This window comes from Methanosarcina barkeri str. Wiesmoor (genome assembly GCF_000969985.1).
Lineage (GTDB): Archaea > Halobacteriota > Methanosarcinia > Methanosarcinales > Methanosarcinaceae > Methanosarcina > Methanosarcina barkeri_B.
On the sequence record NZ_CP009526.1, the window covers coordinates 2290790 to 2303085 of the forward strand.

Consider the following 12296-nt stretch of genomic DNA (forward strand, 5'->3'; position numbering starts at 1 on the left):
AACTTCTGGAAAATCGCCAACAACTGTAGTATTTACTGACAAAATTGTCAATAGTCTAACTTCATGGAAATAGAGCTTTGGAGACGGAACTTATTCAACAGCCAAAAACCCTGTACATAAATACAGTAAAGCAGGAAAATATACTGTTAGTTTAACGGTGAAAAATGCAGAAGGCAGTAATACTAAAAATATTTCTGGATATATTGTAGTAAATAAATAAATAAATAAATAAATAAATAAATAAATAAATAAATAAATAAATAAATAAATAAACATAGTAAACTCACGAATTAGTTGATGTCTTGCTATATTCCTCAAAATTCCTTTTTTAAGAATATTTTCGGAGTGGTCAATTTAGAAAATTTAGATATGCTTGTCCTGTAGCTTGTAGGCATTCTTGTTCCTCAATTGGACAAATAGTAAATTATGGGGGATTAGAAGTTCCTTTTTAAAGTTGTAAAGAATTGGGAAAAAGCAGGTAAATTTAGCTTCGTGTGGACACTTAGAAAAAGTTATTAATGTTTCCGTCTATTGTAATTATATAAGGTGTATTGAAAATGTGGTTACAAACCTTTTTCAAAGCTTTGGGGGAGGAATATAGAAGAGAGTTTATGAGCAGTTCTTTTACTGATGATAATTTTAAGTTAGCTATAGAAAAGCATGGGTCAGATGTAATTAATTTTCTAAGATCTCGTTTCGATGTGTTTGATATAATTGTTCTAGTTTTCTTCTTGGGTTTTCTATTGGGAGTATTATCTTGAATAACGATTATTTGTCATCGGTTAACCAATTTTATGTAAAATCTCGTTTTTTCCAATCAACAAAGAAACTTTAAAAATTTTTTGCTTGACATCCCAAAAATCAACTTCCTCCACCCTAAAAAAATTCCCTAAAAAAATTCAGAATAAAAAGCTGAGAAACTTTCAAATATCTACACTTACATATTATTTTTTTACAGTCAGACTGGGTTTATAGCATAATTTCTGTTTTCAGGGGGGTGTACTTTTGATTGATGCTGATATTTCACATACAATCGCCAAGCTAGCCAAGCTAGCCGTAGTTCTTGTTGTTTTGTATGGGGCTGCTCACAGGCTCAGGTTCAATTTTACTACTCCGGCAATAATAATTATTGCTCTCTGTGGGGCAGGGGCTGTTATTGTGGATTTTGATGGAGACGGATTAAATACTCCAAGTGAAATTCAGCATGATACCAATATATTCGCATCTGATTCGGATTCTGACGGAATTTCGGATGGATATGAGATCAACACACTTCATACTGATCCTGCAAACGGTGATACTGATTCCGATAAAATCTCGGACTTTGACGAAGTAAACAAGTATAAAACCAATCCGTTGAGTGAAAATTCTGACGGAGACTTATACGGAGATTATCAGGAGATCTTTGAGTTTGGTACAGACCCCAACTCCAGGACAGTATCAAAGCTAATTGTCAAAACTTCTCCTGTAAGTGGCGATATATTCATAGACGGAGAATTTCAGGGTAATGGGCAGATATCAACAGAGTTGAAGCCTGGCAAATACAAAGTGCAATACGGTAATGTAAATAATCATCATTCTCCTCAGTCCCAGTTAGTGACCTTAAAATTTGGACAACAAATGAACATCGTTGGGGATTATGAGTCCTATTCCCCTTCAAAACTGGTGATTTCAAGTACAGTCTCCGATATGTCTGGTGTGAGTCCGGCAGTATATAGTTATTATGTGAATAGCAAAAAGCAGCTTTTCCAGGTGACTATTGCTAACAACGGAGAGTCATCTGCAGAAAATGTTATTCTGTCTACCCGTATTGAAGGCGGGGATTGGGTCTCAGAGTCCATCAATGAGATCTCTCCGAATAAAGTGTCGAAAATAGGGGTAACCTCAAACATACCCGAAAAGGTATTTGAAAAGGCTGGCAAAGAATCAACGAAAAACCTGTACTTGAAACTCGAATACAGTTCATCAGGAACAAAACAGCCTGTTGTGGAAAGCACCGTTTCCCTCAAAGTCTATGGTAAAAATGCGCTTCCGTTAGTAGATACTTCCAGGTTGGCATCTGCAGATGCAGGTATCTCGTTAAAATCATTTTATTCATATTATATAGATCCTCATGACTCAAATGTGAGATGTATTGCTGCAAATGCGACAATGGGTATCGATGACGATCTGGAAAAAGCCAAACTAATTTTTGATGCACTTGGCCAATACGGAGTGTATTACGTCTCCGATCCAAATGACCCGTTGGGGACAGGTATTGATTATATCCAGACCCCGTCCGAAACTTTGTCCCTTAAAGGGGGAGATTGCGACGATCTGGCTGTACTTTATGCGTCTGCACTTGAGTCTGTAGGTGTGGATACGGCACTTATCCATATCCCTGGTCATGTGTTTGTTGCATTTAAGGTGGAAGGAAGCTGGAATTTGATTGAAACAACGATGATTAAAGCCCCGGAGATTACTGACGGCCATGAAATTTCATATTTCGATCAGGCGACGTCCTCTGGATATGATACGTATACAGAAAATGCAAGTTCAGCACTGATCGTGATGACTGAAGAAGCTTGGGAACAGGGAATTACGTCGTGAAGGTTTCCAGAAGATTATCATGAAGAGGTAGGAGAGGCCATGAAAAGGAAGTAAAAGGAGGGGACATAAGCATGTGTGAAGGAGATAGTAGGAGTGAGGGGGGAAGCTGTTGTCGGAGTTATGGTGGGATTTTGTGAGATTCATATCTAAGGCGTGGATTCAAGCTCAGTTTATAAAAATAGTCATTAACTTGAATCCGCGTTAGGTCAAAGCTCAAATTCACTTTTCCACAGTTTCCATTTCGATTTTTAAGTCCTGTCCCAATTCTACTTTTGTAAAGCTATAGCTTTTGGGAAATTCCATGAAAAAGGATGGTGTTGAATCTAGAGCAGTAGTTCCGTTCTCAAGCTCGAACTCAAGGACATGCTCATCTGTACTCCTTTTTTCATTAATGAAATGAAGATGATATCCTGGAACATTGATGCCGGTTACGTAGTCCGATGTCCTGAAACCCACCAGTGTGCAGCTTACATTTTCAAATTCGAAAACAGTCTGATTTGCGACGCCATTCGCAAGTTTACGATACGGCAGCTCCTGCTTTGGCACGCTTTGTACCTTCAGGTACGAAAAGTTTCCTTTAATCTTAAACAGCATAAACGAAGTTTTCCGGGGGCAGGTTCAGGTACAGATACTGTTCAAGTTCTGTCAGGTTCATTGGCTTTTCAAACCTATGGATTTCGTCAGTTTCAAAATAGGTAACCGTGGCAAATGGAGTGGTCATATTTTCAGAAACAGGATATGTAATCCCATCACTTTTCACCTGGTAATAATTCCCATCAAGAGCCAGCATTTCTTCATCAAGATTATCAAGTGTTCCAATTCCGAAATCTCCATGAGTTTCAAGTGCTCCAATAGAAAAGTTTCCTTCATAAACGCCCTGGAGCAAAGCATCAATTGGTGGATACTCAATGAAAGAAGCCGCACAAAATTATGACGGAACTCATGCTCTTGAGTCCTATATTGTGTCTGACTTATGGTTTTACAAAAAAATCAGCACACTAAAATCAACACACTATTTTTTGTTATTAGGGACAAATTACGGTTTTTTGGTATATATGAATGACAATGAGTGACAGATCATCTATTGCTGTTACTTATTGCTGTTACTTATTGTTGTTACTTCTATATCTTTTGGTACTTGATTACCTCTAATCGGAGGATTATCGGGATGTAGTGACTAGAATTTCTAATTATAGTTTCCTCAAAAATATTATTTGATTAAAATTATATATATCTTATATATATTATGGGGGTATTTAAATAACAGTATATTCGGTCCAAATAATTGCTAGGACCCTTAAAGAGTTAAGGGCGCTGGAGAAATTTGATCTTGATTTAAAATATCGTGCTGCACAACAGTTGGCGACTGATCGCTTAATGGTTCCTGGTATCTTGACGGATGAGCAGATTCAGCAGGTTGAAACGGCAGGTTACAATGTAGAAGCCGTTTCCGACCTATCACAAGTAGCTGTGGAACGAGCACAGGAGATTTCACGGGTCAATCGCTTTGCTGAAGCGCGTGGTCTCTCAGCATTCGAAGAGCGTGCGGTAATGGGGTATATGACTGCAGAAGAGATTGAGTCTGCACTTATCAACCTCCAGATCTTGCATCCAGACCTCGTGACCCTGATTGAACTTCCAAACCATACCTGGGAAAATCGGATATCTCATGCTGTTCGTGTACGTGCCGGGGAGAACGAGAACCGGATTGGTGTATTATTTACCGGTAGTATGCATGCAAGGGAGTGGGGAGGTTCGGATATCTGCATGTCTTTCCTCGTCAACTTCATCAATGCCTACCGTGCCAATAAAGGGGTGACCTTTGGTGGAAAGAGTTTCACTGCAGCTCAGATCTGCACAATTCTTGAAAACATCGATCTCTTTGTATTCCCTGATGTAAACCCGGATGGTAAGAACTACAGCCAGACTAACGATCCAATTTCTAATGAGCAGGGATTCTGGTGGCGCAAAAACCGCAACCCAAATACCTCTGTAGATCCTTCAAATCCTGGCGTGGACCTAAATCGGAATTTTGATTTTCTGTGGGATAGCGGGATTGGAACATCTTCCGCACCATCCAGTCCCATATATAAAGGAGTAAGTCCGTTTTCCGAGCCAGAGACTCGCAATGTTCGCCATTTGTTCGACACCTATCAGAACATTGGTTACTTCGTGGATATACACAGCTACAGCGAACTTATATTGTATAGCTGGGGAGATGACGAGAACCAGACGACAGATCCCGAACAGAACTTCATGAATTCTGTATATGATGGGAAGCGTGGGACTCTAGATGACACACTTTATAAAGAGTTCATCTCCCCCCAGGATCAGGACAAACTTGTAAGCCTTGCTAACAGTATGAACGAATCACTGGCTACTGTCCGTGGAAATCACTACAAAGTTCAACAGGCTGTGGGGCTTTATCCGACATCAGCAACATCAGATGACTATGCATTTAGCCGTCATATAGTGAATAACTTGAACAATAAAGTATACGGTTACACAATCGAGTTTGGGAATATGTTTGTTCAGTCTTTTAGCGAGATGAGAAACATCATCAAAGATGTCTGCGCTGCAATGGGTGAACTCTGTTGGGCCATAAGCAATGACGTTGAAATGCAAAAGAAGACAGTTGAAAAGGGTGCTATGATAGGGGCACGATAACAAATCATAAAATAACATATATAGCCATAAAAACCGAGTTTATTTTATAGAAGCTCGTAATCTAAAGAGTGTCTACACTCCGCTAATTGACCCTTAATCAATGTCTCTGAGTTACTCTGGAAGATAAGTCTTTTTTCTCCCTTTGTATTTAAGCAAGGGAGAATAAATTTTCACTCGGAGCTAGTAGACAAACAGATGATAACTAAGATTGTAATACCACATCTTTCTCTATATGAGATAGGTATGAAGCTTAAGGTGATCATAAGACAAGCATGAATATTGCTTATTAGCAGTAATATCGTCATCGGGATAATCACCGTTGAGTGGTGGACTGAATTTTATGGGTAATTATATTGTGAGAATTCGTACCAGCACATGGGATCTGCTTCGTGATCTTCAACGATTGCACGACCTTGACGTCTTTGGCAAAACTGCAAAGAAGCTTGATGAACATTTATTTGAGATCGAGGGGCTATTATCTGAAGAGCAGATTGAAAATCTTTCCAAGAAAAAATACCAGATAGAGGTTATTGCTGATGCTGAAGAAATAGCAAAAGAGCGCTTGAAGGATGTGCAACGTGATCATCAAAATGATTAACCGTTGAAAATTTCATACTGGTCAAGCTATTATGATCGCGAGACCAACTTTGATAAAAACCTAAATAAAAACAAAATGAGACGAGGAAGATCTCAAAATGATTTACCTTCCTTCTCAGTTAAGGTCATCTCTCCCGCTTCATCACCATTCTCCTATTCTGTTAGTAGCATTTGTCTCCAGCTGGGATAGCTGCTCATGGGATAGCTGTTCATATTTGTTTTCCTTGAGATCGGCTCCCACCTTAGCAAGCAGCTCCTTACGACTTAACTTATTCTCGCTTTTGATAATGTTCTGGCACAGGTAGTAAGTAAAAACTCCGTGCTAGTTCCCATCTACAGGTATCTGCACTGGTTTGAAACGATACGCAGCCCAAAGTAATAGTGTGCTCATTCCTTTCTCTATCAGTGATACGGCCATACTTCTGAATGAGCGTACCTTTACCTTTTCGAAAGACTCCATGGAAGGTGACGATAATAGTCTGGGCTTGCGACTCAGCAAGAGATCTATCCCTTTTATATTTGTCCCGGGGCGGCAAGTATCAAAGAAACACTTCAGAGACGCAGTCTCAGGTAGCTGGATGAAAAGATCATATCGTTCATAGTTATGATTTGATCAGGATTCCATACAAGTTTTTAGAAACTTTTCTTAGAAACTATATCTTCCTTTATATCTCCCTTTGGGGTCAGAAGTCGGGTAAAATGCTTCATCTGCGAGATCTGGATCATTTTGTGTAGATCAGAGACTTTAAGGTCAGAATAAGTTTTTTAATTTTCTTTTTCGTTGAAAAATTTTCTTCTTTGTCAGAAACTTTTACTGTTCTATGCAGGAGCAACCGGATGAAAAATATCTAGATCTTTTATCTTATTTTTGAAAATCAGCCATCTGAGTTCCTTAAATATAAATAACGCGCAATTTAACATTAAATATCAGAAATTCCATAATAAACCCAGGTGAAATCAGTATATTGATCAGGATTTATGATGAAAGCTTATGATAAAAGCAGGCGGTTTTTTTTTCTATATGAAAAAACGCTGTATTGTCGGTGCTGTTATTTTACTCAAAGAGTTGCCTTACATGGTCACGGTTTCTCACCTATTCAAGGGGGAAGGAGACTCTCTGATAGTTGATGGAATGAGACTTACTGTTACGAGGATTTTAAAAAATTATGATTTAGCCCTGATAAAGCTTCCTTCCGAATGTATTGTTGAAATTACCGATCTTGGCAGTGCAGCTGAACTGGAGGAAGCTTTTCTTGTCAATGATATCCATGTTATCCGGTGCAGGGTAATTAATGCCGGAGCTTCACTGCTTTACCTGGGTTTTCGATGCCTTGAGATGCCTGAACCTGGAGATAGTGGTTCCCCTATCCTGCAGGCAGGGAAAGTAATTGGGATCATATCTTCAGTGATGCTGGACAATTGCATGGGAGTTGCAATCTCTTCCGGTGTTCTCCGTAGCCTGGACAGATAAGCAGGATTAAGAAGAATGGCCGGGATTAAGAGAAATCGATCTTATAAGCTGTCTTAAAATTAAATACTACATCATTGGCCATCGGTTAATGATTCGTTCCCTTTTCATGTTACTCTTTTTGAATCCAGTTCTTTCATTTTTTACTCAAACCATTCATCTCTAAATCTTTCTATTTTTACAAACGGATCTAATGCCTGACTTTCATACACACTCATTATAGTTTCAAAAGTCCTCCGAATCCCATATCTGTGCAAAATTACTGTCAACAAATCTGATGCATTCTCTGCAAATACTGTACTCCAACGTAACTGCGTATATCTAGCCATTTTTTCAGGGTGAGTTGTTGAGTTTCTTACAAGAGAATAAATTCTTCTGCTAATGATCAGTGTCAATATTGCTGTCCAGATTAGAGCTTCAATTACCTGTACATTCTTTGTCTCAAGAATGTCCAGTGCATACTTGCTTTTCAACTCCTTAAACAGAAATTCTATGTCCCATATTGACCCATATAAGTTTGCAATGTCTTTTGCATTAAAAAGATCTTTCCGATGTTTGTAATATAAATGTGGTGCTTTTCATCCTCGTCATTATAGACTGCAACAAAACGTACAATCATCTCATCCTGTTTTTTCTTACCTTTATGAGTTTAGATTAACCCAGATCCAGAGGTAGCAGAGCGATTATCCATTAAGTTTGATAAGTTGTTTTCTACCAAAACAGGATATTAACATCTGGATGAAAGAATCGCTAAGATGAAAGAGAACAAGGAACAGCTGTTAAAGATACTGGTTTTGCCAGAAGTTCCGCTGCATAACAATGCAGCGGAACTGGCGGCGAGAGCAAAGGTCAGAAAAAGAGATGTAAGCCTTCAAACCATAACATAGGAGGGAACAAAGGCAAATGACACATTTATGATGATTGTTCAGACAGCAAAGAAACTGGAGGTAAGCGCATATCGGTACATATGTGATAGAGTAGCCAACAAATTTGAGATGCAATCTTTGGCCCAACTCATCAGAGAAAAAAGTTCATTGAGTGAAAATTGAAAGTGAGAGATTTCCACTCAATTCGAAGAGGATACAATGCACTTATAAGTATAGTCTTATAAACAAGTATATCTTTCCTTTTAAGAAGCACCAGCCTGGATGAGTTTCAAACTATTAACATACTGAGTAAAATAGGAAATTTTGAATTCTAATTTGAACGCGAAAACACCTAAAATTCCTCACCTGCTGCACATACAGATAAAGAATTTAGGAGTTATGCGTTCAATTCACAGATTTAGGAGGCTTTTCTATTTTTGTCTGTTCGCTTAGACATAGATACATATGATGAACTTATATTTAATACTTTTCATTATGTTTGTCATATTTGATGTTATTTAATTAAAAACTTGTATTACTAACATTAGGTCAAGATTCAGGAAAGAAATACCTTAACTTTTACAATACCTGAAAAATATGAGTCGATGAGAAAGGAATAATTAGTACAAGGCTTAGGACTTAAAAATAAAGGATACAGTAGTTCACCTGTATTCGGGTAACTATAGTCAAATACCAAAATTTCTTCACCGATCTGGAGTGAAAGGTTAACCAGAAGTAAAAGGTTAGCCACGGAAAGCACGGAAAACACAGAATAAAGAAAATGGTAAAGGAAATAGGGGCACAATTTTTCCGTGCTTTCCGTGTCTTCCGTGCTTACAAAGTAAGTACAATTGCCTACATTAGAATACCTACATTAGGAACTATAATTTTACGTACAGTTTCGAACACCACTTGCGGCAACTTTTCCGGCATAGCTCGAAAATGTTCGAATAACAAATAGTATTTTTCAGACAGTTTTTCTGTTTTATTTTAAAATTCCGGTTTCAATTAGATTGATACCTCTAAATTTTTTTGCTCTTTTTCCATTTTCTCAAAGAAAACGTAATAAAGTACAGTAGCAACTACATATAAAACACAGGTCAGAAGGAAAGGAAGGCGATAGTAGTTGTGAGCCATCATCAAACCACCTGCATAGGTGCTTAGTCCAACACACGTATAACAGCTCATCCATATCAAGCTATTCACGGTCGCCCTCTGTTCTTCGCTGACAACCTCCATATTGAAATTGCTCAATACAGGGTTTGACATATTCATTATAGCTGACCTCATGATGTATCCGAAGGCAGCTATTGTAAGTAGGGATGTAGATGTGAAAAGCAGAAGAAATGGAATTGAGGAGAGCTGAACCAGGGCTACAACCTTCACTTTCCCTAACCTTTCAGTAAGTATAGGAACAAATAATAAAGTGAACATCATGACCACCTGGGAAAGGGAAAAGATGAAACCTATCTGCCTGGAACTTGCTCCAAGGACAATGTCGAAATAAACATTAAAATAGGGAAGAGCCAGCCCCCATCCCATACCTATAAGCCCATTTACCAGAATTAATTTTCGGATAGTTTTTGACCTTAAAGTCGAAAAAAAAGTAGAAAGCAGAGCTGTCTTTTCCGGCAGGGAGGATTTTTTGTTCTTTATGAATATCAGGGGTAACAGGGAAATTAACACAGCAGCTAAAGATGCATATAGTGAGAGCTGATAAGCTGCTGGATCTGTGGGATCGATTTTGAGTGAGCTAGTGAAGGTCTGCGGAAGAATACCGCCCGCAAAGTTTCCTATCATGACACCTATGGTGTATAACAGGTAGTACATCGAAAACAAGTGCATTCTTTCATAACTAGTAGAATTTTCAACCATGAACGTAGATGCTGTAACTATTTTAAGCGATGAAGATACTCCATAAAGAATGCTAAAAAAAGCCAGCAGGAATGTTGAGGTAGTGGTGTACAGGACTGCAAAGGAAAACATGAGAAGCAAGCAGGACAATAACAATGTGTTCTTTCTGCCTGCCTTGTCGCAGAACATGGCCGCAGGGATTGCAAACAGGCCAGTGGATACGGAAACAAGTGAGAGCATGAGTCCCAGAAAGTCCTCTCTGAACCCGAGCCTTAAGATGTAAAGATTGAAGATCACTTCGTAGATTCCCAGGCTCAAAGAGATGAGGAAAATATATCCTAAGAACAGGCACGCATTTCGACTGAAACTATTTAATTTTGTCCTGTATCCGGCAACCGCACTGATGGTTGCGTTAAAAATAAACTTGCTGTTAAGTGATAAGTATTTTTTCATAGTAGTTGCTCTGAAGAAATATCGAATATACAATTTCAGTCGATGTACTTTGTTTCTCTAGGGTCAAGCAGGTCCCTTAATTCGTCCCCAGGGTAGTTAAATGCCAGGATTATAAGCATGAGAGCAAGTCCGGGAAAGATCTTTATGTAGGGGACAGATCGAATGTATCTTTTTCCTTCATTCAACATGGATCCCAATTCCGGAGTAGGTGGCTGCACTCCAAAACCCAGAAAACTGAGGCTTGCGATTGAGAGAACTTCCCGGATTCTGAAGTAACATACCGATTTCTTTACTTTTTAGTTTCCTCACATCCTTTTTTTCAATTGAATACAGATTTTTTCCACGGTAGAGAATGTTTCCTTTAAGGATTACGTCATCCTGTAACGGTCTCATGATAGAGAGCAAAAGGACGCTTTTGCCACAACCCTATTCATCTATTGAGCCTACAATTTCGCTTTTAGCAATAGAAAGATCTACGCCGTTTACTGCCTTGGCCAAACCATCTTCAGTAGGAAAATCCACATACAACTTGGAAATTGTGAGGAAGTTCAACTTAAAATCACCTTTTTTAGAGTAACACTCTTGAAATCGTATGGAATAGACAAGTTGAGTATAGACAACGTATTCTGCAATGCTTAAATTCCTATCTGAGTGCCTATCACAGCTACATTATAAATCCATTCAGAAATTAATTTTCAGATAGAATAACATTCTTGCACTTACTCTTGTTACCATTTCCACATGCACATATTTTTCGTTATTTCTACTTTTAAGAAGGATTTTATGGCATAAAATGCAGGTTTAATAGGATTAATTATTAATTATTCATTTATTATTATGTTGAAAGTATACATAAAATATAACCATTATAAAACTTTCGAAATTATCATGTGCCTGGAGATAACAAGAAAACACTGTCATGAGAGATTTAGGTTAATAAAGAAAATACTTTAATAAAGAAAATACTTTAATAAAGAAAATACTTTAATAAAGAAAATACTTTAATATAGAAAATATTCCCATATGAAAACCGAGGTTAGGAAAGACTAGGACTGTGATTCTGTACTCTTTGGGAATACATTTCAGATTCATTCATCATTTTCATCATTCCCAATTACGACCACAAAATCCAGAGCAAATGAGGTCACAGAATAATAATAATAATAATAATAATAGGCGATTTCAAATAATCAAGCTGCCTGCTTTTGGCAGACCTCTTTATTCTTTTTTTGACTTTCGAATGCGTAAATTCTATAATTGTTAATATATTTAGAAGTATCAAAGCTTTTTATTTCATAAGTCTCAGCAAACTCCTCCATTAACAATAACTTTCGGTTAAGATCTTCATTTACCATTAAAGATACTGGTAACAGCTTTTCTTCTATTTTTTCTGTGCTAAGATTTTCGGAATCACTGAATTTAATAAGCTTTTTCTCAAGAGCTGTAGAAATATATAGCTATCATAAAGCCATTTAAAAAGACCTGGCTTTCTGTGAGGGCTTGCAACTTTCTTGTAGCTCGAATAGTAATTTTCTCACAATGTATCATACTTGGACACTATCACAATTACCATCAACTTTGATAAATTAATTCAATTTAAATATCACTCGTATCTAAGTACAAGAATCTTACAAGATTAAGCTATCTTGAAATCTCATAGTGGACATCTGATTTTTATCACCGAACTTTACATTAGTTAACCCACTTTTTTTAGAAATTACCACGTGGCAACTTCTGCATATTTTTGAGTGAAATGTTGACTTTCAATATCGAAATCTCCAATCAACATTTTGTTGAATTAT

The 12296-nt window shown here is 37.7% G+C and carries 10 protein-coding genes and 2 pseudogenes; 5 read left to right on the forward strand and 7 right to left on the reverse strand.

What is annotated here, in order from left to right:
* Positions 1-130 precede the first annotated feature (130 nt).
* Positions 131-220 (forward strand): annotated as a pseudogene (locus MSBRW_RS24260) (hypothetical protein); the annotation flags it as partial.
* Positions 221-1005: 785 nt separating this feature from the next.
* Complete coding sequence (locus MSBRW_RS09655; protein WP_011307853.1) at positions 1006-2589, forward strand: transglutaminase-like domain-containing protein; 1584 nt, start codon at positions 1006-1008, stop codon at positions 2587-2589.
* A 219-nt stretch (positions 2590-2808) separates the two neighbouring features.
* On the opposite strand, the gene MSBRW_RS23405 is transcribed toward MSBRW_RS09655, so the two are convergent.
* Positions 2809-3135, reverse strand: coding sequence for an acetolactate decarboxylase (locus tag MSBRW_RS23405; RefSeq protein ID WP_394298283.1), 327 nt, complete (start codon positions 3133-3135; stop codon positions 2809-2811).
* 37 nt (positions 3136-3172) lie between these two features.
* A complete protein-coding gene (locus tag MSBRW_RS23410; protein WP_011307851.1) occupies positions 3173-3475 on the reverse strand; it encodes an acetolactate decarboxylase in 303 nt (100 codons plus the stop codon).
* 473 nt (positions 3476-3948) lie between these two features.
* Here MSBRW_RS23410 and MSBRW_RS09665 point away from each other — a divergent pair, with 473 nt between their 5' ends.
* The 3 genes from MSBRW_RS09665 (at position 3949) to MSBRW_RS09675 (ending at position 7324) form a co-directional block, all read left to right on the forward strand.
* Positions 3949-5256, forward strand: coding sequence for a M14 family metallopeptidase (locus MSBRW_RS09665; RefSeq protein ID WP_230670067.1), 1308 nt, complete (start codon positions 3949-3951; stop codon positions 5254-5256).
* A 319-nt stretch (positions 5257-5575) separates the two neighbouring features.
* Entirely contained in the window at positions 5576-5854 is a 279-nt protein-coding gene (locus tag MSBRW_RS09670; protein WP_155398184.1) for a hypothetical protein, read from the forward strand.
* Between the two features lie 1020 nt (positions 5855-6874).
* Positions 6875-7324, forward strand: coding sequence for a serine protease family protein (locus MSBRW_RS09675; RefSeq protein ID WP_230670069.1), 450 nt, complete (start codon positions 6875-6877; stop codon positions 7322-7324).
* Positions 7325-7464: 140 nt separating this feature from the next.
* Here MSBRW_RS09675 and MSBRW_RS09680 read toward each other — a convergent pair.
* The 5 genes and pseudogenes from MSBRW_RS09680 to MSBRW_RS22120 form a co-directional block, all read right to left on the reverse strand.
* Positions 7465-7967, reverse strand: a pseudogene (locus MSBRW_RS09680) (transposase); the annotation flags it as partial.
* 1228 nt (positions 7968-9195) lie between these two features.
* Positions 9196-10494 (reverse strand): MFS transporter, encoded by a 1299-nt coding sequence (locus MSBRW_RS09690; protein WP_011307847.1) that lies wholly within the window; start codon positions 10492-10494, stop codon positions 9196-9198.
* Positions 10495-10529: 35 nt separating this feature from the next.
* Positions 10530-10682: a hypothetical protein gene (locus tag MSBRW_RS21115; RefSeq protein WP_230670071.1), complete on the reverse strand. Its 153-nt coding sequence runs from the start codon at positions 10680-10682 to the stop codon at positions 10530-10532.
* Entirely contained in the window at positions 10672-10887 is a 216-nt protein-coding gene (locus tag MSBRW_RS23415; RefSeq protein ID WP_052305910.1) for a hypothetical protein, read from the reverse strand. Before MSBRW_RS23415 ends, MSBRW_RS21115 begins: the two co-directional genes overlap by 11 nt.
* A 797-nt stretch (positions 10888-11684) precedes the next feature.
* The gene (locus MSBRW_RS22120) at positions 11685-11849 is read right to left on the reverse strand and encodes a hypothetical protein (RefSeq protein WP_155398185.1); all 165 of its coding nucleotides are present in this window, start codon (positions 11847-11849) and stop codon (positions 11685-11687) included.
* Positions 11850-12296 lie beyond the last annotated feature (447 nt).